General features: G+C 62.5%; 18 protein-coding genes and 1 pseudogene. 12 read left to right on the forward strand and 7 right to left on the reverse strand.

Annotated elements, in window-relative coordinates; all coding sequences use genetic code 11:
* Positions 1 to 165: 165 nt before the first annotated feature.
* On the reverse strand, positions 166 to 1,491 hold the full coding sequence (aceA, locus tag AB1N67_RS08845) for an isocitrate lyase (protein ID WP_043209162.1): 1,326 nt from the start codon (positions 1,489 to 1,491) through the stop codon (positions 166 to 168).
* A 488-nt stretch (positions 1,492 to 1,979) separates the two neighbouring features.
* Positions 1,980 to 2,744: a secretin N-terminal domain-containing protein gene (locus AB1N67_RS08850; protein WP_180962721.1), complete on the reverse strand. Its 765-nt coding sequence runs from the start codon at positions 2,742 to 2,744 to the stop codon at positions 1,980 to 1,982.
* Between the two features lie 150 nt (positions 2,745 to 2,894).
* Here AB1N67_RS08850 and AB1N67_RS08855 point away from each other — a divergent pair.
* Together AB1N67_RS08855 and AB1N67_RS08860 are read left to right on the forward strand one after the other, a co-directional pair.
* Positions 2,895 to 4,622, forward strand: a pseudogene (locus AB1N67_RS08855) (S8/S53 family peptidase).
* A gap of 100 nt (positions 4,623 to 4,722) precedes the next feature.
* Positions 4,723 to 6,165, forward strand: a complete 1,443-nt coding sequence (locus AB1N67_RS08860) for a SulP family inorganic anion transporter (protein ID WP_043209167.1) — start codon at positions 4,723 to 4,725, stop codon at positions 6,163 to 6,165.
* Positions 6,166 to 6,240: 75 nt separating this feature from the next.
* On the opposite strand, the gene fusA is transcribed toward AB1N67_RS08860, so the two are convergent.
* Positions 6,241 to 8,352 (reverse strand): elongation factor G, encoded by a 2,112-nt coding sequence (gene fusA / locus AB1N67_RS08865; protein WP_367863676.1) that lies wholly within the window; start codon positions 8,350 to 8,352, stop codon positions 6,241 to 6,243.
* Positions 8,353 to 8,501: 149 nt separating this feature from the next.
* Between fusA and dsdA the strand changes: the two genes are divergently transcribed.
* Positions 8,502 to 9,863, forward strand: coding sequence for a D-serine ammonia-lyase (gene dsdA, locus AB1N67_RS08870; protein ID WP_367863677.1), 1,362 nt, complete (start codon positions 8,502 to 8,504; stop codon positions 9,861 to 9,863).
* A 22-nt stretch (positions 9,864 to 9,885) separates the two neighbouring features.
* Here the strand turns inward: dsdA and AB1N67_RS08875 are convergent, their stop codons facing one another.
* Entirely contained in the window at positions 9,886 to 10,314 is a 429-nt protein-coding gene (locus tag AB1N67_RS08875) for a hypothetical protein (RefSeq protein ID WP_090345563.1), read from the reverse strand.
* A gap of 271 nt (positions 10,315 to 10,585) precedes the next feature.
* Here AB1N67_RS08875 and AB1N67_RS08880 point away from each other — a divergent pair, with 271 nt between their 5' ends.
* Positions 10,586 to 10,816 (forward strand): hypothetical protein, encoded by a 231-nt coding sequence (locus tag AB1N67_RS08880; RefSeq protein ID WP_230387954.1) that lies wholly within the window; start codon positions 10,586 to 10,588, stop codon positions 10,814 to 10,816.
* A 4-nt stretch (positions 10,817 to 10,820) separates the two neighbouring features.
* Here the strand turns inward: AB1N67_RS08880 and AB1N67_RS08885 are convergent, their stop codons facing one another.
* Both AB1N67_RS08885 and gcvA read right to left on the reverse strand, forming a co-directional pair.
* Positions 10,821 to 12,071 carry an aspartate aminotransferase family protein gene (locus AB1N67_RS08885; RefSeq protein WP_367863678.1) on the reverse strand — a complete coding sequence of 417 codons (1,251 nt, stop codon included), beginning with the start codon at positions 12,069 to 12,071 and terminating at the stop codon, positions 10,821 to 10,823.
* A 160-nt stretch (positions 12,072 to 12,231) separates the two neighbouring features.
* On the reverse strand, positions 12,232 to 13,128 hold the full coding sequence (gene gcvA, locus AB1N67_RS08890) for a transcriptional regulator GcvA (RefSeq protein WP_043209178.1): 897 nt from the start codon (positions 13,126 to 13,128) through the stop codon (positions 12,232 to 12,234).
* 349 nt (positions 13,129 to 13,477) lie between these two features.
* On the opposite strand from gcvA, the gene AB1N67_RS08895 reads away from it, so the two are divergent.
* The 5 genes from AB1N67_RS08895 (at position 13,478) to AB1N67_RS08915 (ending at position 17,868) form a co-directional block, all read left to right on the forward strand.
* Complete coding sequence (locus AB1N67_RS08895) at positions 13,478 to 14,869, forward strand: amino acid permease (RefSeq protein WP_102081964.1); 1,392 nt, start codon at positions 13,478 to 13,480, stop codon at positions 14,867 to 14,869.
* Positions 14,870 to 14,971: 102 nt separating this feature from the next.
* Entirely contained in the window at positions 14,972 to 15,469 is a 498-nt protein-coding gene (locus AB1N67_RS08900; protein ID WP_043209182.1) for a PaaI family thioesterase, read from the forward strand.
* Positions 15,470 to 15,780: 311 nt separating this feature from the next.
* Complete coding sequence (locus AB1N67_RS08905; protein WP_070571846.1) at positions 15,781 to 16,176, forward strand: DUF4398 domain-containing protein; 396 nt, start codon at positions 15,781 to 15,783, stop codon at positions 16,174 to 16,176.
* A 10-nt stretch (positions 16,177 to 16,186) separates the two neighbouring features.
* The gene (locus tag AB1N67_RS08910; protein ID WP_043209186.1) at positions 16,187 to 16,960 is read left to right on the forward strand and encodes an OmpA family protein; all 774 of its coding nucleotides are present in this window, start codon (positions 16,187 to 16,189) and stop codon (positions 16,958 to 16,960) included.
* A gap of 212 nt (positions 16,961 to 17,172) precedes the next feature.
* Positions 17,173 to 17,868 (forward strand): glutathione S-transferase N-terminal domain-containing protein, encoded by a 696-nt coding sequence (locus AB1N67_RS08915; protein ID WP_043209187.1) that lies wholly within the window; start codon positions 17,173 to 17,175, stop codon positions 17,866 to 17,868.
* Between the two features lie 39 nt (positions 17,869 to 17,907).
* Here AB1N67_RS08915 and AB1N67_RS08920 read toward each other — a convergent pair whose 3' ends face one another.
* Complete coding sequence (locus AB1N67_RS08920; RefSeq protein WP_043209190.1) at positions 17,908 to 19,524, reverse strand: inorganic phosphate transporter; 1,617 nt, start codon at positions 19,522 to 19,524, stop codon at positions 17,908 to 17,910.
* A gap of 129 nt (positions 19,525 to 19,653) precedes the next feature.
* Here AB1N67_RS08920 and AB1N67_RS08925 point away from each other — a divergent pair, with 129 nt between their 5' ends.
* The 3 genes from AB1N67_RS08925 (at position 19,654) to AB1N67_RS08935 (ending at position 21,038) form a co-directional block, all read left to right on the forward strand.
* Positions 19,654 to 20,040 carry a DUF488 domain-containing protein gene (locus AB1N67_RS08925; protein WP_043209192.1) on the forward strand — a complete coding sequence of 129 codons (387 nt, stop codon included), beginning with the start codon at positions 19,654 to 19,656 and terminating at the stop codon, positions 20,038 to 20,040.
* Positions 20,041 to 20,062: 22 nt separating this feature from the next.
* Entirely contained in the window at positions 20,063 to 20,503 is a 441-nt protein-coding gene (locus AB1N67_RS08930; protein WP_043209194.1) for a GNAT family N-acetyltransferase, read from the forward strand.
* Positions 20,504 to 20,648: 145 nt separating this feature from the next.
* On the forward strand, positions 20,649 to 21,038 hold the full coding sequence (locus tag AB1N67_RS08935) for a helix-turn-helix domain-containing protein (RefSeq protein WP_043209197.1): 390 nt from the start codon (positions 20,649 to 20,651) through the stop codon (positions 21,036 to 21,038).
* Positions 21,039 to 21,094 lie beyond the last annotated feature (56 nt).

Here is a 21,094-nt window from a genome sequence, read left to right on the forward strand (position 1 = left end):
CCACAAGCATAGACCCATGTTGCCGGCTGTGCTGCGAACGCTGAGGGCTAAGCGGGTTCCTACGTGGTAATCAGAAATACGTGTAGGAACAACGTTGTTGCCACTCGATAAAGAAAAAGGCCCGACACCTTTGCAGGGTCGGGCCTCGTTCGAAGGGCGTCACACTCAGTGGAACTGCTCTTCCTCGGTCGAGCCGGTCAGGGCGGTTACCGACGAAGCGCCACCTTGAATCACGGTGGTCATGTCGTCGAAGTAGCCGGTGCCGACTTCCTGCTGGTGCGCCACGAAGGTATAGCCTTTGCTGGCGTCAGCGAACTCCTGCTCCTGCAGCTTGACGTAGGCGGTCATGTCGTTGCGGGCGTAGTCGTGCGCCAAGTTGAACATGCCGTGCCACATGTTGTGGATGCCTGCCAGGGTGATGAACTGGTGCTTGTAGCCCATGGCCGACAGTTCGCGCTGGAACTTGGCGATGGTGGCGTCGTCCAGGTTCTTCTTCCAGTTGAAGGATGGCGAGCAGTTGTACGACAGGATCTGGTCCGGGTACTCCTTCTTGATCGCCTCGGCGAAGCGGCGAGCTTCTTCCAGGTCCGGCTTGGCGGTTTCACACCAGATCAGGTCGGCATACGGGGCATAGGCCAGGCCGCGGGCGATGGCTTGGTCGAGGCCGGCGCGGACTTTATAGAAGCCCTCACGCGTGCGCTCGCCGATCACGAACGGCTGGTCGTACGGGTCGCAATCGCTGGTCAGCAGGTCAGCGGCGTTGGCGTCGGTACGGGCCAGGATGATGGTCGGTACGCCAGCGACGTCCGCAGCCAGGCGGGCAGCGACGAGTTTTTGCACGGCTTCCTGGGTTGGGACCAGTACCTTGCCACCCATGTGGCCGCATTTTTTCACCGAGGCCAGCTGGTCTTCGAAGTGAACCCCGGCTGCGCCTGCCTCGATCATGTTCTTCATCAGTTCGTAGGCGTTCAGCACGCCGCCGAAACCGGCTTCGGCATCTGCCACGATCGGTGCGAAGTAGTCGATGTAGCCTTCGTCACCTGGGTTCTTGCCTGCTTTCCACTGGATCTGGTCGGCGCGGCGGAAGGCGTTGTTGATGCGCTTGACCACGGTCGGAACCGAATCGACCGGGTACAGCGACTGGTCAGGGTACATGGACTCGGCCGAGTTGTTGTCGGCGGCCACCTGCCAGCCAGACAGGTAGATGGCCTGGATGCCGGCCTTGACCTGCTGGACTGCCTGGCCGCCGGTCAGGGCGCCCATGCAGTTGACGAAATCTTTTTCAGGGCGGAAGGACGGGTGGGCACCTTCGGTGACCAGCTTCCACAGTTTCTCTGCACCCTGGCGAGCGAAGGTGTGCTCCGGCTGCAGGGAACCACGCAGGCGGACGACATCGGCGGCGGTATAGGTACGGGTCACGCCTTTCCAGCGCGGGTTCTCGGCCCAGTCTTTCTCAAGGGCTGCAATTTGCTGTTCGCGTGTCAGTGCCATGGAAATAAAACCTCGTCGCATCAGTCTTTGAAGTAAGTGCTTGTGCTCTGCGGTTCAGAAGCCTGGCGGCTGTCCTGTCCGGCGGAAGGTGAGTGCGTACGAGGGAGGCTCGAAGGGGAAGAGGTGCAGGGCCGGGCGAGGTGTGGCGGCAGGTCGGCTCGTGGATGCCTTGCTGCGGTGCGACAGGACTGCCAGGTACTGCGGTGATGCGCTTCCGTCCCTCGGGACAACTTCTTCGTTGCAGTCACTATCCCGTCGAACCGCCTTGTGGGCCGTATAGACACGAGACGCCCCCAGGGGTAAGGAGGAGCGCGTCTCGAAGGCCCTTGCCAGGGCCTCTGATTAGCGGGAGCGAGGCCATCATGCCCTTGGAAAAAAGTACCTGTCAAATGTTTTGTAGTGGTTTTTTTCGCTTACTACATCTTTGGTCTAATGAGACTCTTCGGTCAGTTTCAAGGCCTTTGGTCGAGGCCTTGAATTGCCTGGGATCAGTCAAGAAGGTCGACTTTGACGCGTAATGTCATGTTTTCACCCCGTTGGGTGCTGTAGGTGTAGCTTGAGGCGCTACGTTCGGCTTGGCTCTGCTGATTGAACCCGGCCAGGGTGATCCACTCGCCGAGCTTGCCGGTGACGGTCGTGTCGGTGCTTTGAACTTTTACTACATCCTGACGTTCAAGGCTCATTCGGTCATTATTGGTGCTTATTTGCAGACGAACCGTATCGCCGCTCAGGCTCGGCGTGACATAGAAACCCTGGGTGACATTGCGGTATTCAGTGTCGCTTTGAATGCGTCCGTAGCCGTCGGTGCTGGTACTGGTGATGGGAATGCTCTGACCGATCTGGATCAACGCCGGCTGGCCTTCGCTGGCCTGGATCTGCTGCATCCCGCCCTCACGGTTGCTCGTGCCGTAATGGATGATGCGGGCGTTGCCACGGTTGTCCTGGAAGTTGCTGTCGTCGTTGTCGACGCTGATCAACAGGCGCTTGGGCGCAGTGTCGAGCTGTTGCAACAGTGCGCGCAGGTCATCGATGCGCTCGGGGCTGGCATTGACGATCAGCTTGTTCTCGAAGGTGCTGACCGTGCCGTCCTTGCCCAGGAATGACTGAGCGGTAGGCAGCATTTCGGCGCTGGTGCGATGTTGCAGTGGCAGCACCTCGGTGGCCGCCTGGGCGGTGAGGCTGATGGCCAACAGAAAAGACGTGATGAAGGGGCGTAGCGGCATGTCCATGATCTCCGCAGGTGGAATGATCATGATGGCAAATTTGTCGCGCCTCTGCTGGGTCTGGATCACAGGCTGGGCAGCTCATGTTGCTTGCAGGCTTGCGAAGGCCCCGCAGCAGGCTGCCTGAACCTTTGACAGGGCCTGGCAGTCGCAGCACAAGAAGCCCAAAGGACTGCCCTGATGCTGCGTTTGCTCGTCTTGTTGATTTGTCTGCCCTTGAGCGCGGCCGTGGCCGCGCAGCAACCCTTGCGCATCCAGCAACTGCAACGTTGTGGCGATCTGCTGGGCGAAGGCCCGCAGCGATGGTGTCTGCGGGTCCAGGGGCTGGAGCAAGGCAAGCCTGCGGTGTGGCTCGGTGACCAGCCGTTGTCCGAAACGCATGTGGTGCGTCAGGGCGACACGCTCACATTGACCCTCGATCCGCCCCGCCAGCGCAGCGCCCCGTTGTGGCTCGAAGCCCGCGGCCAGAGGAGCAATCCGGTTTGGCTCACGCGCCAGCGCAGCCATGTGCTGGCCGCAGGGCCCGACGAAGTGGCGAAGAACATGGATGGCCTGACCACCTACCTGAACTTGGTCAGTGTATTGATCGAGGAACATCACGACGGTCTGCGTCAAGCGCAGCGCATCGCCGACAAATATGGCGCCCAGGTCGTCGGCGCGATTGCTCCGCTCAACGTCTATCAGTTGCGCTTGCCAGTCCATGACCTGGTGCAGCGGGACGCGATGATCCTGCGTATCGGCAGCGAAACCAGTGTGGATGCAGTGATCGTCGAGGAGTCCGCGCCCGAACGCGGCGAGGAAGGCGCTGTGCAAGTCGCCAAGCCGCCCATCGATCAGGCCCAGGAATGGGCTGCCAATCGCTTCATGGATGCCTTGTATTACTACCAGCGCCGTATCCCGGCCTCAAAGGTGCCCGTAAAGCCATTGCGGATCGGCGTGATCGAGCGGGCGGTGGACTTCGATGCTCCGGCATTCATGGCCTACCGCGGCGCTTGCGGTGCGGGCGAAACCTGTGTGTACGCCCGTGATGGCGACCAGGCGCAAAGCCATGGCACGCAGGTCACCGGGATTCTCGCCGGACGAGGCGGCGAGGGCGCGCCAGGCGGCTTTCTCACGGGGCTGGGCAAGGCCGCCCCGGGCTTCGAAGTGATCGTCGAGCGCAATGCCGATGCTGGAATCACTGCCAACATCGCCGCCTCGGTGAATCTGGTCGAGGATGGCGTGAGGGTGCTGAACTGGAGCTGGGGTATCCACCGCGTCGGGGCCAGGGACGTACGGGGCGATGAGGTGGACTCGCTGGTACGCTCAGGGCTCGCCATGAGCGGTTATGAAGAACTGCTAGAGGAATTCTTCCTGTAGTTGCGCAAGGCACATCCGGATGTGGTAGTGGTCAATTCGGCAGGCAACGGTGCTTCCTGGTCTGGAAGGGATGAGTATCGCCTGCCGTCGTCATTCATCACCGATCAGTTGCTGGTGGTCGGCGGCCACCAACGCAGCGACCAAGCCGTTGCGCTCGAAAGCCCGACCCACGTGACCAAGCGGCGCAGCTCCAATGTCGACATGCGTGTGGATATCAGTGCTGCTGCCTGCATCCGTCCTGCGCCGCAAGGCCGGGTCCATTGCGGTACCTCCTATGCGACCCCGCTGGTCACTGCCACAGTGGCTGCCATGCTGTCGATCAACCCACAGCTGACCCCCGACCAGGTGCGCATGCTGCTGCGCCGCAGTGCGCTGACCTTGGGCCCGCAGCAGGATTTCGAAGCCATGGACGCCGAAGACCTGACCGCGCCAATCCTGCCTTCCGAACGCAATGGCCAGTTGCAGCATCCGGATTTGGGGCGTTCGGCGCGTCTGGACATGCTGCGGGCACTGGACCTGGCGGTACAGAGTCGCGAGCGCGTGCGCTGAACTGCCGATCGGTGGTCGCTATCGGACAAATCTCGTAACATCGCGCCCCTCGATTTTTCATCCCGGTCGCTTCTGCATCCGGACACGACACAGGAACCCCATGAAACCCGCCCGACTTCGCGCCGACGTGCTCGCTGGCCTGACCACGTCTTTCGCCCTGGTGCCTGAATGTATTGCCTTCGCCCTGGTGGCACACCTCAACCCCCTCATGGGCCTGTACGGTGCTTTCATCATCTGTACCCTGACCGCGCTGTTCGGTGGGCGCCCCGGGATGATTTCCGGTGCCGCAGGCTCCATGGCGGTGGTGATCGTCGCCCTGGTGGTGCAGCACGGTGCCCAGTATCTATTGGCTACGGTGCTACTCGGTGGGGGTGTGATGATCCTGTTTGGCGTACTGCGCCTGGGCAAACTGGTGCGCCTGGTGCCGTATCCGGTGATGCTCGGGTTCGTCAATGGCCTGGCGATCGTCATTGCCCTGGCCCAGTTGGAGCACTTCAAGGACGGCGAGCACTGGCTCAGCGGCTCACCGCTGTACCTGATGGTCGGCCTGGTGGCGCTGACCATGCTGGTGGTCTACGTGCTGCCGCGCCTGACCCGCGCCGTGCCTCCGGCGCTGGTCGCGATTCTTGGTGTCGGTCTGCTGGTCTATCTGCTTGGTTTGCCGACCCGCACGTTGGGCGACATGGCGCACATCGCCGGCGGTCTGCCACGACTGGCCCTGCCAGAGGTGCCGTGGAACCTTGAGACGTTGAAGATCATCGCGCCCTACGCCGTGTTGATGGCAATGGTCGGCCTGCTGGAAACCCTGTTGACCTTGAACCTCACCGATGAGATCACCGAAAGCCGTGGCTACCCCGATCGCGAATGCGTGGCGCTCGGGGCGGCCAACATGGTCTCGGGGCTATGTGGCGGCATGGGTGGCTGCGCGATGATCGGCCAGACCGTGATCAACCTCAGCTCCAATGGCCGCGGCCGGCTGTCGGGCGTGGTGGCGGGCGGGATGATCCTGCTGTTCGTGTTGTTCCTCTCGCCGCTGATCGAGCGTATCCCGCTGGCGGCGTTGGTTGGCGTGATGTTCGTGGTCGCCCAGCAGACCTTCGCCTGGGCATCGCTTCGAGTGTTGCGCAAGGTGCCGGTCAGCGACGTGCTGGCAATCATCGCAGTGACGGTGGTGACGGTATTGACTGACCTTGCGACTGCCGTGCTGTTCGGCATCGTCATCGCCGCGATCAACTTTGCCTGGCAGCACGCCCGCGAACTCTATGCCGACAGCCATCTGGACGAGGCGGGCGGCAAGGTCTATCAAGTGCACGGCACGCTGTTCTTCGCCTCGACCACGCCGTTTCTCGATCAGTTCGACCCGGCGCAGGATCCAGCCAGCGTTACCCTGGACTGTAAGCACCTGAGCTTTGTCGACTACTCGGCGATCGCGGCGTTGAAGACCCTGCGCGAACGCTATGCCAAGGCTGGCAAGCACCTGCGCGTGGTGCACCTGTCGGAGCGCTGCAAGAAGCTGCTCAAGCGGGCAGGGGAGCAGCATTGAGCAGGGCTTTTGCCCGCATCGGCCCCTTCGCGGGTGAGCCCGCGAAGGTGTCTGGCCACTTGCCGCTACAGCGGATTACTCCCCTTTGCTCTTCTTGACGATGCTGTCGGCGATGCTTGCCGGCGCCTCTGCATACTTGGTGAATTCCATCGAGTAGCTGGCCCGGCCCTGGGTCATCGAACGCATGTCGGTGGAATAGCCAAACATCTCGCCCAATGGCACTTCGGCACGGATCACCTTGCCGGCGGGGCTGTCCTCCGAGCCTTGGATCATGCCGCGCCGACGGCTCAGATCGCCCATGATGTCGCCCAGGTATTCCTCGGGCGTGACCACCTCGACCTTCATCACCGGCTCCAGCAGCACGGCACCGCCTTTCTGGGCCAGTTGCTTGGTGGCCATGGACGCGGCAATCTTGTAGGCCATCTCGTTGGAGTCCACGTCGTGGTACGAGCCGTCGTACACCGCGGCCTTGAGGCTGATCAGCGGGTAACCGGCCAGCACGCCATTTTGCATCTGCTCCTCGATGCCTTTCTGGATGGCGGGAATGTACTCGCGTGGCACCACGCCGCCGACGATCTCGTTGATGAATTCAAGGCCTTCCTTGCCATCGTCGCCCGGTGCAAAACGGATCCAGCAATGGCCATACTGGCCGCGTCCACCGGACTGGCGGATGAAGCGCCCCTCGATTTCGCAGGTGTTGCGGATCTTCTCGCGATAGGCCACCTGCGGCTTGCCGATATTGGCCTCGACGTTGAACTCGCGGCGCATGCGATCGACGATGATGTCCAGGTGCAGCTCACCCATGCCTGAGATGATCGTCTGGCCGGTCTCCTCGTCGGTCTTGACCCGGAACGAGGGGTCCTCCTGGGCCAGCTTGCCCAAGGCAATGCCCATTTTTTCCTGGTCGGCTTTGGTCTTGGGCTCAACGGCCACGGAAATCACCGGGTCGGGGAAATCCATGCGCTCGAGGATGATCGGCTTGTTCATGTCGCACAGGGTGTCGCCGGTGGTGACATCCTTCATGCCGATCAGTGCGGCGATGTCGCCGGCGCAGACATTCTTGATCTCGGCGCGCTGGTTGGCGTGCATCTGCACCATGCGTCCGACCCGTTCCTTCTTGCCCTTGACCGAGTTGAGCACGGCGTCGCCGGAACTGAGCACGCCAGAGTAGACGCGGGCGAACGTCAAGGTGCCCACGAACGGATCGGTGGCGATCTTGAAGGCCAAGGCCGAGAACGGTTCGTTGTCGTCGGCGTGGCGCTCCAGGTGCTTTTCCTCGTCATCTGGGTCGACGCCCTTGATCGAGGGAATCTCGCTGGGGGCGGGCAGGTAGTCGATCACGGCATCGAGCATCAGAGGCACGCCTTTGTTCTTGAAGGACGAGCCGAGGATGGTCGGCACGATCTCGTTGGCCAAGGTGCGTTGGCGCAGCCCGGCCTTGATCTCGTCAACGCTCAGCGCTTCACCCTCGAGAAACTTCATCGTCAGCTCGTCATTGGCTTCGGCGGCGGCTTCGACCATGTGCGCGCGCCATTCATCGGCCAGCGCGCGCAGCTCAGCGGGAATCTCCTCTTCGCGATAGCTGGTGCCCTGGTCGGCGTCGTTCCAGTAGATCGCTTTCATCTTCACCAGGTCGATCTGCCCGGCGAAGTGCTCCTCGCTGCCGATGGCCAGCTGGATCGGTACCGGGTAGTGGCCCAGGCGCTGGTCGATCTGCTTGACCACCCGCAGGAAATCCGCGCCCTGGCGGTCCATCTTGTTGATGTAGGCCAGGCGCGGCACATGGTACTTGTTGGCCTGGCGCCAGACTGTCTCGGACTGCGGCTCGACGCCGTCGGCGCCGCTGAACACCACCACCGCGCCGTCGAGCACGCGCAGCGAGCGCTCCACCTCGATGGTGAAATCGACGTGGCCGGGGGTGTCGATGATGTTGAACCGGTACTTGTCGGCAAACTGCTTGGTCGAGCCTTGCCAGAACGCCGTGGTCGCCGCCGAGGTGATGGTGATGCCGCGCTCCTGCTCCTGGGCCATCCAGTCCATGGTGGCGGCGCCGTCATGAACTTCGCCCATTTTATGGTTGACCCCGGTGTAGAACAGGATGCGTTCGGTGGTGGTGGTCTTGCCGGCGTCGACGTGGGCGACGATGCCAATGTTGCGGTACAGCTCGATGGGAGTCGTGCGGGCCATGGTCATTCACCTGTGGGTGAGCGGGTTCTCCCAAGGTAGCAGACGATGGCGCTGCTGATGGGGCCCAGGCCAAGTATCCGACGGTTGCCAAGGGGGGCTGATGTGCCGCCTAATCCAGGCCCTGCCTAATGATCTGCCTGGAGTCGCCCATGGCCCTCGAAGTTCCGCTGCAGACCTGGTGCCAGCAGCACCCGTTGATCGCCGACCTGGTGCGCCACGCCCCGGTCACTTGGTTCAATCCTGGCGTCGCACCGAGTGCCCAGGCGTTGGGCGATGTACCGCTGGGGGCAGGCGATATCGCCGAGGCCAGCGCACGGTTGACGCGTTTTGCACCGTTCATCGCCTCGGCCTTCCCGCAGACCCAAGCCGCCGGTGGGTTGATCGAATCGCCACTGTTGCCTTTGCCCGGCCTGCAAGCTGCGTTGTGCGATGAGCTCGACATCGCGCCGCTCGGCACGCTGTGGCTCAAGGCAGATAACCTGCTGCCAATCTCAGGCTCGATCAAGGCCCGTGGCGGTATCTATGAAGTGCTCAAGCACGCCGAGGGTCTGGCCTTGGCTGGCGGCCTGCTCAAGCCTGGAGATGATTACGCAACGCTCGACAGCGAGGCGGCACGGGTCTTCTTCAGCCAGTACAGCATCGCCGTCGGCTCGACCGGCAACCTGGGGTTGTCCATCGGCGTCATGGGGGCGCGCCTGGGGTTGCGCACGACGGTCCACATGTCCGCCGATGCCCGTCAATGGAAGAAGGATCGCTTGCGGGCCTGTGGTGTCGAGGTGCGCGAATACGACGCCGATTACGGCGTCGCGGTCGAGCAGGGGCGGCGCGAAGCCGATGCCGATCCCCAATGTCACTTCGTCGATGACGAAAATTCCACCGACCTGTTCCTGGGCTATGCCGTGGCGGCCGAACGCTTGCGCGGGCAGTTGCAGGCGGCGGGCATCGTCGTCGATGCCGAGCATCCGCTGTTCGTCTATTTGCCCTGTGGCGTGGGCGGTGGTCCAGGGGGCGTGGCCTTTGGCTTGAAGCAGGCGTTCGGCGATGCGGTGCACTGCCTGTTCGCCGAGCCCAGCCACTCGCCGTGCATGCTGTTGGGGGTGTACACCGGTTTGCATGAGCAGGTGTCGGTCTATGACTTTGGTCTGGACAACCATACCGCCGCCGACGGGCTCGCGGTCGGCAGGCCTTCAGGGTTTGTCGGGCGTGCCATGCAGCGCCTGATCGACGGTTACTACACCGTCAGCGATGCCGAATTGTTCCGCTTGCTGGCGCTGGTGGAGAAGCTAGAAGGGCTGGCATTGGAGCCTTCGGCGCTGGCGGGCGTGCCGGGCATGGGCCGGGTGTTGCAGGAAAACCAAGGCTATCGTCAGCGTCTGGGCCTGGATGAGCGGCGCATGGCCAATGCCACCCACCTAGTCTGGGCGACGGGCGGCAGCATGGTGCCGCGTGAGGAGATGGACGCTTACCTGGAAAAAGGCCGTGCCATCGTGCATGGCCGCCAGGGGCGCTAAGCCCGGCGGCCAAGCGCCCGGGTCAGTCGGCCAGGGCTTGCAAGTGCCACTGGCCGTCGGTTTCGCGGGCCAGGCCGCTGGCTGGCAGCAGGGCCAGCAGACGCTCGTGCAGGGCGGTTTCGGTGAACGTCTTGACGGTGGCCAGGTCCAGCGCGCCGGTCAGTGGTAGATCGTTCTTGGTGTAGGACAGCCAGGCCTTCTTCAGCACCAGCAGGACATCGCTCCCCGCGGTGTTGGCGAAGCGCCGGTGCATGGTACGGCCTTCGAGTGCGAAGGTGTGCTGGTGGCTGTAGTCACTTTCGTCGCCGCCCCGTTCCAGGCAGCGGTGGCAGCGGCAGGCGCCTTCGCCGAAGGCATTGCGCAGGTAGGCGTTGAAGTCCACGACGGGCTTGAGACTCAGGCGTTTGTCGACTTCGAACAGGTCGGCGATCAGGGGTTCTTCGGCGCTCACTCGGGATCCTCGTGTGGTGGGGCGTGCATCGGCGGGCACCCTAACAGATTTCGGGGCTGCGGTCTCGGGACGGGCGGATGCCTTTGAACGAGCGGTTTGCCCGGGCAAATGCGCGCGCGGTACTCGCGCGCGCGCATCGCCTGCCGTAACCTACGCACCCTTGGCGCCCGATGCGCCGTCCCTTTCTTATGAGGCAACCCGATTGAGTAAGTACCCCTACATCGCCACCGTGACCGTCAGCGCCGAAGACCGTGGGGGTGATGCCGAAGCCATGGAAAACCCCAACATGCGCGTGGGCCTGGAAGCGGTCACCGAAACGCTGAAGAAGGTGCACTTCGTCGGCACCCTGGCCGCACCGGAAAAGTCTGCCACGCACATCTGCGTGACGCTGGAGAACGGCCTGACCTACTACGGCCCGATCGTCAATGGCCACGCCGAACTCGAAGGCGGCTGGATCGCCTTCGAGTCCGACATGCTCACCCCGGAAGAGTTGGGCCTCTAACGCGTCAGCCCAGCGCGGCGAGGCACTGTTCGAGGATATCCAGGCCTTCTTCGAGGACCTGCGGCTCGATCGTCAGCGGTGCCAGCAGGCGAATGATGTGCCGCGCCTTGCCGCTTGGCATCAACAGCAGGCCTTTGGCGCGGGCCGACTCGAGTACCTTGGCCAGTTGCGCTGGCGCGGGGCTGCCGTCGGCGTTGACCAGCTCCAGCCCGCGCATCGCTCCGGTGCCGGTCAGGCGACCTAGCGCCGACGTCAGCCCGGTGGCCTTCCAGCGCTGGTAGCGGCCCACGATGGCCTGCTCCTGGCGCTCTCCCCAGGTCGCGAGATTCTCGTCGGTCATCTGCTCCAGGCTGGCCATAGCTGCCGCGCACGCGATCGGGTTGCCCGAATAGGTGCCACCCAGGCCGCCCTTGGGCAGCGAGTCCATGACTGTCTTGCGGCCGACCACCGCGCCCAGTGGCATGCCACCGGCGATGCTCTTGGCCAACAGCAACAGGTCAGGCTCGATGCCCAGGCGAGGGAAGGCGAAGCGCTGACCGGTGCGGCCGAAGCCAGACTGGATCTCGTCGATGATGATCAGGATGCCGTGCTCGTCGCAGAAGCGGCGCAGTGCCTGGGCAAAGGTCGGGTCCAGCGCCAGGAAGCCGCCTTCGCCTTGCACGGGCTCGAAGATGAACGCTGCGACGTCTTCCACCGCCAGTTCCACGCTGAACAGCCTGTCCATGGCTTTGAGCGCCTGCTCACAGGTGACGCCGGTGTCGGCGCTGGGGTAGGGCAGGTGGTACACCGGCCCGGGCAATTCACCCACGCGTTGCTTGTACGGCGCGACCTTGCCGTTGAGGTTGAGGGTGGCCAGGGTGCGACCATGGAAACCACCGTCGAAGGCGACGATGGCGCGCTTGCCGGTGGCGCCACGGGCCACTTTCAGCGCGTTCTCCGCAGCCTCGGCGCCGCTGTTGGTGAGCATCCCCGCCAGGGGGTAGCTCACCGGCACGAAGTGCTGCAAACGCTCCATCAGCGCCAGGTAAGGACCATGGGGGGCGGCATTGAACGCATAGTGGGTCAGGCGTGTGGCCTGGGTCTGGATGGCCTGGACCACGGCTGGGTTGCAATGGCCCAGGTTCAGAACGCCGATACCGCCGACAAAGTCGATGTAACGTGTGCCGTCGGTGTCCCAGACTTCGGCATTGCGGCCATGGGAAAGTGTAATCGGATGAACAATTGCAATGGACTGACTGATACTTTCCTGATTCATGTGCACGCAAACCTTGGTTTGATTTTCTTATTATCCAAGCGCGGCGAAGTGTCGTTTCGCAAACGAATTATTCGATTGCGGTCATTCCAAAAATTCTTGCTTTTCCAGGGCTAGCCTCCTGCGCGCCAGCGCGGTCTGTCACCAGCGGCCACGACAAACTTCAGTCCCCCTGTGCCACCCGCTCCAGGATCCATTGCACGAACGCCCGCACCTTCGGTACCTCCGCCGCATGCTCGGCATGGGCGATGAAGTGCTTGCCATTGCTGGGTACCGGGTGGTCCCAGGCCACCACCAGCTTGCCTTCGGCCAGCTCTTCGGCGACCAGGTATCGCGGGATCAGGGCGATGCCGCAACCTGCGATGGCGGCGCGGATGCATAGGTAGAACGTGTCGAAACGTGGGCCGTGATAGCTGTTTTCGCTATGCAACCCAAGGCCCAGGAACCACTCATGCCAAGCCTCGGGCCGCGAAGCGCATTGCAACAGGCGATGCTGGGTCAATGCTTCGGCGCTGTCGAAGCGGTGTTGGGCCCGTAGCGATGGCGCACACACCGGCACCACTGCCTCGCTGAACAGTTCGATGCACGTCGCGCCAGGCCAGGTGCCCTGGCCGAAGAAAAAGGCGATGTCCGCCTTGGACTGGACCAGGTCGAAAGGTTCCAGCTCGTTGCGGATGTCCAGGTGGATACGTGGGTGACGATCGCCGAAACCCTTGAGCCTGGGCACCAGCCAGCGGGCTCCGAACGTCGGCTGGGTGGCGATGCGCAGCACCTCGGTTTCATCGCCGTAGCTCAGGATGTAGCGGCTGGAGATGTCGATTTGGGTGAGGATCTTGTTCACTTCGGTCAGGTACAGCGCGCCGGCCGGTGTCAGCTGCAGGCGCCTGCGGATGCGCTGGAACAGCGGGTGCGCCAGCATGTCCTCCAGTTGCGCCACTTGCTTGCTCACGGCGCTCTGGGTCAGGTGCAGTTCCTGCGCCGCCCGCGTGAAGCTCAGATGACGAGCGGCCGCTTCGAAGCACTGCAGGGCGGTGGAAGAAGGCATCAGTCGTTTTGACATGAGCGGTGAGTACCCCGTGAATTTGGAAGGATTTCATTCCGCAACGGAATCATGTGCTTCGAAAAGGTCGTTTGTTGACCTCGTCTTATTAGATTAATACTGACCTGTATCAACGATGACAACCCGCTGTTGAAACAGGAGAAGAACAATGACTGTCGACGCGTTCGAACGTCTCGGCGCGGCTGAAATGTTATTTGCCATCGGCAAATGCCAGCGTCCGACTGCACGGCATCGATAAGGGCCTGCGCCTGATCGGACCGAAAACAACAAGAACACGAAAGCAACGATTTTGCCTTCTGCTCCCTTTTCAGCCGCCGCTGGCGGCGGCCGACCCATTCGAGGGTTCCCCATGGCATCGCCACACCCAAAAAAACAACGCTCGCTGCAACATGGCCTGACCTCGCGTCAGGTCTCCATGATTTCCATCGCCGGCATCATCGGAGCCGGCCTTTTCATCGGTTCTTCCAACGCCATCGCCACCGCGGGCCCGGCGATCCTGATTTCCTACGCCATGACTGGCCTGCTGGTCTTGCTGGTGATGCGCATGTTGGGCGAAATGGCGATTGCCAACCCCAACAGTGGTTCATTCTCCACCTATGCCGCCGAGGCCATCGGACCCTGGGCGGGTTTCACCATCGGTTGGCTGTACTGGTGGTTCTGGGTGCTGATCATCCCGGTCGAAGCGATTGCCGGCGCGGATATCCTCCATGCGTACTTCCCCGGCGTGCCGTCCTGGTTGTTCGCGTTCCTGATCATGGTCGTGCTGTCGGCCACCAACCTGATCAGCGTGAAGAACTTCGGTGAATTCGAGTACTGGTTCGCGCTGGTCAAGGTGATCGCCATTCTTGCGTTCATCGGCATCTGCAGCATGGCCGTGTTCGGCGTCTGGCCGCTGGCGGAAGTCTCCGGTGTCAGCCATCTGTGGGCCAGCGGCGGCTTCATGCCCAACGGCTTTGGCACGGTGCTCGGCGGCGTGTTGATTACGATTTTCTCGTTCTTCGGCGCCGAGATCGTCACCATTGCGGCCGACGAGACCGCCAACCCGAAAGACAAGATTCGCCGCGCTACCAACCTGGTGGTGTATCGCATCGCCATCTTCTACCTGGCCTCGATCTTCCTGGTGGTGTCGCTGGTGGCCTGGAACGACCCTGGCCTTAAAGCAGTGGGGTCCTTCCAGCGCGTACTCGAGGTGCTGAACGTGCCGGGTGCCAAGTTGATGGTTGACCTGGTGGTGCTGGTGGCGGTCACCAGTTGCATGAATTCCGGTCTCTATACCGCCTCACGCATGCTCTATTCGCTGGGTGCACGGGGCGAGGCGCCGCGGATGATCAAGCGTATCTCCGGCAATGGCGTGCCGACCGTGGCAGTCGTGCTGTCGACCCTGGCAGGTTTCGCCGGTTGCTTCGTCAACTATGTGTTGCCTGGCAAGGTGTTCGGCTTCCTGTTGTCGACCACCGGCGCCATCGCCTTGCTGGTGTACTTGGTGATTGCCGTGTCGCAGTTGCGCATGCGGGCGCGTGCCGAGCGCGAAGGCACGGAGCTTGCGCTGAAGATGTGGTTGTTCCCTTGGCTGACCTGGCTGGTGATCGGGCTGATCGTCATGGTGCTTGGCTACATGCTGTTCAGCGATGCCTATCGCTACGAGACGCTGATGACGGCGGGGGTGACCTGCTTCATCCTGCTGATTGCCCTGACCCGCAGGCGTGGTATCTCGGTGCTGGCCCCGGCAACGGATCGGTAGCGCAAAACGAGGCTGCCAGCGCAGTCTCGTCGTTGGCGGGGGAAGGGTGGGGCGCTACCATCGGTGGCGTCTTCTCCGCATACCAACAAGCACAGGACGCGTATGAACGAACACGTACTTTCCCAGCAGGAGCTGGCGGCCCCTGAGGGTACCTGCTACGGCTGTGGCTGCTCGCACCCCAGCGGACTGCACATCAAGAGTCATTGGGATGACGATGGTATTCACCTGGTCTGTCGCCACTCGCCCGACAGCAGCTTCATCGGCTGGCCGGGGCTGGTCTATGGTGGCTTCCTGGCCATGCTGGTGGATTGCCATTCCAACTGGACGGCCATGGCCTATCACTACCGGGCCGAAGGACGCGAAGCGGGGAGCCTGCCGCGAATCGATTGTGTCACCGGCACCCTCAGCCTGACGTACCTCAAACCCACGCCGATGGGCGTGGAGCTGGTGCTCAAAGCACGTGTCGAAGGTGAAGTCGGGCGCAAGACCCGGGTCATCTGCGAAGTCTGGGCAGGCGATGTACTGACCGTGACGGCTGACTCGGTGTTCGTGCGCGTGGATACCGAGAAGCTCAAGCTCAAGGCCCATGGTTTGTCTTGAGTGCTGCTATCGGCAGACGGTCCTGAGCCGTCTGCCGAGTGGTTAATGCCCCAATTCGTTGAAAAACCTTACGGGCTTGTCAGGTGAGTCCTATGCGGCTCGTCCAGGGTTACGAATAGGCTGGTCTGGTTTTCGCAACCGACGGTCTTGGATGTTCGTTTAATCCCACATAAAGCTCCCACTCTCGCCTTTGCGACGCAGGCGAGGTTCTGCTGAGCATCCGAGACTTTTCCTACCCCCCTGATGCAAACGCGTGCGTGATCGCGGCGGGAGCTCCGTGCCCATGCGCCTTGCACCGAGGAGTTGTTTTCATGCGTGCCAGATCCATCCGCAATCTCATGCCTCTGGGCGGCCTGTTATTGGCCCTGGGCGGCTGCGCCAGTGTTGTCGTGCCGACAGAACAGATCGAGCTGACCCGTAATGCGGTCAATCGTGCCGTGGCTGCCGATGCGACCCAGTATGCGCCCGTCGAAATGCGTGCGGCCCAAGACAAACTCAATGCTATGGAGCGGGCCATGGGCCAGCAGGACATGGCTCAAGTCCGCACCCTCGCCGAACAAGCCGAGGCCGATGCCAGCTTCGCCGAGCGCAAGGCCCAGGCGAGCAAGGCACAGGCACAACTCAGTGCCGCCCGCGAAGGCATCGAAGTGCTCAAGCGGGAAATGCTCGAAGCACCCGACACACTGCCTGCCGTGACCGCCGAATAAGGAGCTGACCATGTCGAAATCGTATCTGTTGCCTTGTGTCTCGGTACTCGCACTGGCGTTGGCCGGTTGTAGCGCGACGCCAGAAAACCCAAGCTTGCTGGAGGCCCGCGAGGCGTATTCGGTCCTGCAAAGCAAGCCTGACGCCAGCCGCCTTGCCGCCCTGGAGACCCAGGAAGCCTACCGTGCCCTTGGCAAGGCGGAGCTGGCCTCGCTCAAGGACCGCAAGGACATGCAGGTCGAGCAGCTCGCCTACCTGGCCAACCGCAAGATCGAGACGGCCGAGCAGACCATCGTGCTGCGTCAGGCCGAGGCCGGTCTTCAGCGTATCGAGGCCCAGCGTACCGAGGCGCGCCTTCAGGTGCGTACCGCCCAGCTCAAGGCGTTGCAATCGCTCAAGTCCCAGCAAACCGAGCGTGGCACCGTCGTGACGTTCGGCGATGTGCTGTTCGACACCGGGCGAGCGCAACTGCGTCCGAGCAGCGACCGCGATATCCAGAAGCTGGCCGCATTCCTCAACGACAACCCTGAACGCAAGGTGCTGGTAGAAGGCTTCACCGATGCCACTGGCAGCGATGCGTTCAATCAGAAGCTGTCCGAACAGCGCGCCGCTTCCGTGGCGATGGCGCTGCGCCGTCAGGGCGTGGAGCCTGGCCGCATCACCACTGGCGGTTATGGTAAGGAATACCCGGTTGCCTCCAATGCCGATGCGCATTCCCGGCAGCTCAATCGTCGTGTGGAAGTGATCATTTCCAAGGGTGCAGAGCGCGTTCCGACGCGCTACTGATGTGACGGATGGCGCATCCACGGGCGCGCCATCGGAAACACTGCACGGTCTTTGTGGGAGCGGGTTCACCCGCGAATGCGGTAGTGGATTCACCAACGTATTCGCGGCTAAACCCACTCCCACGCATGGCGGCGAAATCCCCAGTAACAACCGATGGCCAAACCACCGGGTTACCCCTACAGTGGTCATTTCCTCGTTTTCAGGAAGTGCCCATGACCGATCTCAGCGCTTTTCCCATCACCCGCAAATGGCCGGCGCGTCATCCCGAGCGCCTGCAGTTGTATTCCTTGGCCACGCCCAACGGCGTCAAGGTCTCGATCATGCTGGAGGAGATCGGCCTGCCTTATGAAGTGCACAAGGTCAGTTTCGACAACGATGACCAGATGAGCCCTGAGTTCATCTCCTTGAGCGCCAACAACAAGATTCCTGCCATCCTCGACCCCAACGGGCCGAACGGTCAGCCATTGCCGCTGTTCGAGTCCGGCGCGATCCTGCAGTACCTGGCTGAGAAGACCGGCCAATTGCTCAGCCAGGACCCGGCCACCCGTTACCAGACCCTGCAATGGCTGATGTTCCAGATGGGCGGGATCGGGCCGATGTTCGGCCAGGTTGGGTTCTTCCATTTCTTCGCGGGCAAGGAGTACGAGGACAAGCGCCCGCGGGACCGCTACGTCAATGAATCCCGGCGTCTGCTGGGCGTGCTCGACCGGCATCTGTCCGGACGCGAATGGATGGTTGATGACTACAGCATCGCCGACATCGCCATCTTCCCCTGGGTGCGCAACCTGGTGGAGCGCTACAACGCACGGGAGCTGGTGCGGTTCGATGAGTTCAAGCAGGTGCAGCGAGTGCTGGAGGCCTTCCTGGCCCGGCCTGCCGTGCAGCGGGGCCTGAAGATTCCGGGCTGAGTCTGCAGGTGTTCAGGGTCGCGACGCGGCCCTGAACCTTCAGAATACCTGGCACAGCAGCCAGTACAGGCATCCGGCCAGCAACATTGCTGCCGGCAAGGTCAACACCCAGGCCATCAACAGATTGAACAGCGTCCGGCGCTGGACGCCTGAGCCGTTCGCCACCATGGTCCCCGCGACACCGGATGAGAGCACGTGGGTGGTCGACACCGGTAGACCGAACAGGTCCGCCGCGCCAATGGTGCACATGGCCACCACTTCTGCCGAGGCGCCCTGGGCATAGCTCAGGTGGGTCTTGCCGATCTTTTCCCCCACCGTGACCACGATGCGTCGCCAGCCCACCATCGTGCCCAGGCCCAATGCAATGGCGACCACCACCTTGACCCACAGCGGGATATAGCGGGTGGCATCGTCCAGTTGCTGTTTGAACACCGTTATCTGGCGGTGGGTATCGGCGTCGAAGCGTGCCAACTGTTGCTTGTCGATGAGGCGGATGGTTTCGCTCGCCAGATACATGTCGTTGCGTATGTTGGCCATGGCTTCGGCTGGCACTCGGTTGAGCGAGCCATAGCCTTTGACCTGTTCGCCGATCATCCCGCTGAGTGCGGCCAAGGCGGGGACCAGCTGGGGGCTCGCCTTGGGCTCGGCAATGAAGGCGACCAGCGCCTGACGGGGGTCGCCCGGTGCTGCTTGAGGCGCACTGCGCACCAGCGCTTGACGGGTGCTTTGGGCGATGACAGAGAACTGCTGTGCCTGCTCGGTGGGCATGGTCTTGTTCAGCGCGTAGGCCATTGGCAAGGTGCCCACCAGAATCAGCATGATCAGCCCCATGCCTTTCTGGCCATCATTGGACCCATGGGCGAACGACACGCCGGTGCAGGTCAGGATCAACACGCTGCGGATCCACCAGGGGGGAGGTGTCTGCCCTTGCGGTGCCTGGTATAGCTCGCGACGCTTGATCAGCAGGCGCATTGCCAGCAACAGCAAGGCGGCGCAGGCGAAGCCGATCAGCGGCGAAAACAGCAGGGCATAGCCCACCTTGCCGGCTTGGGCCCAGTCCACCCCGCTGGTGCCTGCGCGGCCATGCATCAGGGCGTTGGCCACGCCGACGCCGATGATGGAGCCGATCAAGGTGTGTGAGGACGAGGCTGGCAGACCCAGCCACCAGGTGCCCAGGTTCCAGATGATTGCCGCCAGCAGCAAGGCGAACACCATGGCAAAGCCGGCCGTTGAGCCGACCTGCAGAATCAACTCCACCGGCAGCAGCGCAATGATGGCGAAGGCCACGGCACCGCTGGACAGCAGCACCCCAAGGAAATTGCACAGGCCAGACCATACCACCGCCACCGACGCAGGCAACGAATGGGTGTAGATCACCGTGGCGACCGCATTGGCCGTGTCATGAAAGCCGTTGACGAACTCGAAGCCCAGGGCGATCAGCAGCGCCAGGCCCAGCAGCAGGAAGGGAGTGAAGGTAGTAACGACGGTGCCGCTGGCGCTGACATCCTGTTTCAGGCTCCAGGCGGTGTAAGCCACAGCGGCCAGCAGCAGGCCGATGAACAGCGTGAGGGTGCCGCGGCCGGGTCTGTGCGACAACGGCGGGCGGACGTCGCAGTGGGCCAGGTCGGTCTGGTTGGCCAGTGACGAGGTTGCCATGGAGGGCTCCGGGTGGCGTCGGGCAAAGATGCCAGGCGGGCAAAGCATAGAAGGCAATTCAGAGTCTGCACGTGACCTTGGTCAATGAAGGCCCTAGGCTGATGGGAAAGCCTGGCGTAGGAGAACGTCGTGATCCGTTGCAAACGTGTCTACGATCCAATGGAGGCCGAGGACGGTCAGCGGGTGCTGGTCGATCGCCTGTGGCCACGCAACAAACGCAAGGACGACCTTCACGGCCGATGGTTGCGAGAGGTCGCACCCTCCGATGAGTTGCGTAAGGCGTTTCATCATGGCGAGGTTGATTTCGCCGGTTTCACCCAGCGCTACCAGCAGGAGCTCGCGGCCCATCCCGAGCATTGGTACCCCCTGCTGGATCTGGCGGCCAAGGGCAACTTGACCTTGCTCTATGCCGGCAAGGACACCAAGCACAATAACGCCGTGGTGCTGGCCGGGTGGCTGGAGGATGAACTGGAGCGCCGTGGACCGGGTAGTTCACCGGTGTGCTATGCCCCGTAGATTGACTGGAAGACCACTCCACATGCCGTTCGAACTGACCCCCGCCACCGACGCCTACCGCACCTTCGCCCGCGATCTGACCCGGCGCGCCATGCTGCCTTACTACCGGGAGTTCGACCTGCTGTGGATCGAGGAAGCCTTCGACGAAGCCTGGGGTTGGCGCGAACAGTGGCTGGTGACGCAGGAGGGGCAAGTGCTGGGTTTTTGCAGCCTCAGCCAGGATCGTCAGGCCCTGTTCATCCGCGAGTTGCACCTGCTGCCGGAGCACAGGGGGCGTGGTGTCGGCGCTTGGGTATTGGAGACCCTGGCCCAGTGGGCAGGGCAACGGGGGCTGCCCTTGCTCAGATTGATGGTGTTCAAGAGCAATCCTGCGCGTCAGCTCTATCGGCGACATGGTTTCGTCGAGATGGGCGAGGACGACTGTTTCGTGCGTATGCAACGCGGGGTCGCGCCGAAAAGCTGACTGTCGAGACGGATCGTGACCAATGGCGCAATGATGGCTTGCCAGGATTGGATCCCACTTGGCATAGTGCCATCCGGGGTGATGGCCACTTGCTCGAAGGTCACCATTTCCGTGGGATTCATGGACAGCAAGGGAAGGGAGTCGAATGAGTGGAATTGGTCCGCGGCTGCGGGAAGAGCGTGAGCGCCTTGGCCTCACCCAGCGGGTGTTCGGCGACATCGGCGGTGTCGAGCCCAATGCCCAGGGCAAGTATGAAAGTGGTGAGCGCACGCCGCGGGTCGATTATCTGGCCGCGCTGGCCAAGCGGGGCGTTGATGCGCTCTATGTGCTCAGTGGTGCGCATACCCCAGCCCCACTGGACAGCCTGACCGTCGATGAAGACCGCGTGCTGGCGCTTTTCCGCCGACTGCCTGAGGCTGATCAGGTTGCCTTGCGCCACCTGTTGCAGCGTCTGGCTGGAGAGGCGGGCGAGCGCGATGGTGGCCAGGTACGCACATCGGGTCGGTCTGTGATTTTCGACGATGCATTGACCTAGTGACCGCTGCGCGCTAGGAGGCGAAATAGCCAACCAGGTCACTAGGTCAGCAGTGA

Origin of the sequence: Pseudomonas guariconensis (genome assembly GCF_040822035.1) — a bacterium.
GTDB lineage: Bacteria > Pseudomonadota > Gammaproteobacteria > Pseudomonadales > Pseudomonadaceae > Aquipseudomonas > Aquipseudomonas guariconensis.

Coding starts and splice junctions, on each gene's coding strand:
- aceA (WP_043209162.1), bottom strand. CDS start 1,491: ATGGCACTGACACGCGAACAGCAAATTGCAGCCCTTGAGAAAGACTGG.
- AB1N67_RS08850 (WP_180962721.1), bottom strand. CDS start 2,744: ATGATCATTCCACCTGCGGAGATCATGGACATGCCGCTACGCCCCTTC.
- AB1N67_RS08860 (WP_043209167.1), top strand. CDS start 4,723: ATGAAACCCGCCCGACTTCGCGCCGACGTGCTCGCTGGCCTGACCACG.
- fusA (WP_367863676.1), bottom strand. CDS start 8,352: ATGGCCCGCACGACTCCCATCGAGCTGTACCGCAACATTGGCATCGTC.
- dsdA (WP_367863677.1), top strand. CDS start 8,502: ATGGCCCTCGAAGTTCCGCTGCAGACCTGGTGCCAGCAGCACCCGTTG.
- AB1N67_RS08880 (WP_230387954.1), top strand. CDS start 10,586: ATGGAAAACCCCAACATGCGCGTGGGCCTGGAAGCGGTCACCGAAACG.
- AB1N67_RS08885 (WP_367863678.1), bottom strand. CDS start 12,071: ATGAATCAGGAAAGTATCAGTCAGTCCATTGCAATTGTTCATCCGATT.
- gcvA (WP_043209178.1), bottom strand. CDS start 13,128: ATGTCAAAACGACTGATGCCTTCTTCCACCGCCCTGCAGTGCTTCGAA.
- AB1N67_RS08895 (WP_102081964.1), top strand. CDS start 13,478: ATGGCATCGCCACACCCAAAAAAACAACGCTCGCTGCAACATGGCCTG.
- AB1N67_RS08900 (WP_043209182.1), top strand. CDS start 14,972: ATGAACGAACACGTACTTTCCCAGCAGGAGCTGGCGGCCCCTGAGGGT.
- AB1N67_RS08905 (WP_070571846.1), top strand. CDS start 15,781: ATGCGTGCCAGATCCATCCGCAATCTCATGCCTCTGGGCGGCCTGTTA.
- AB1N67_RS08910 (WP_043209186.1), top strand. CDS start 16,187: ATGTCGAAATCGTATCTGTTGCCTTGTGTCTCGGTACTCGCACTGGCG.
- AB1N67_RS08915 (WP_043209187.1), top strand. CDS start 17,173: ATGACCGATCTCAGCGCTTTTCCCATCACCCGCAAATGGCCGGCGCGT.
- AB1N67_RS08920 (WP_043209190.1), bottom strand. CDS start 19,524: ATGGCAACCTCGTCACTGGCCAACCAGACCGACCTGGCCCACTGCGAC.
- AB1N67_RS08930 (WP_043209194.1), top strand. CDS start 20,063: ATGCCGTTCGAACTGACCCCCGCCACCGACGCCTACCGCACCTTCGCC.
- AB1N67_RS08935 (WP_043209197.1), top strand. CDS start 20,649: ATGAGTGGAATTGGTCCGCGGCTGCGGGAAGAGCGTGAGCGCCTTGGC.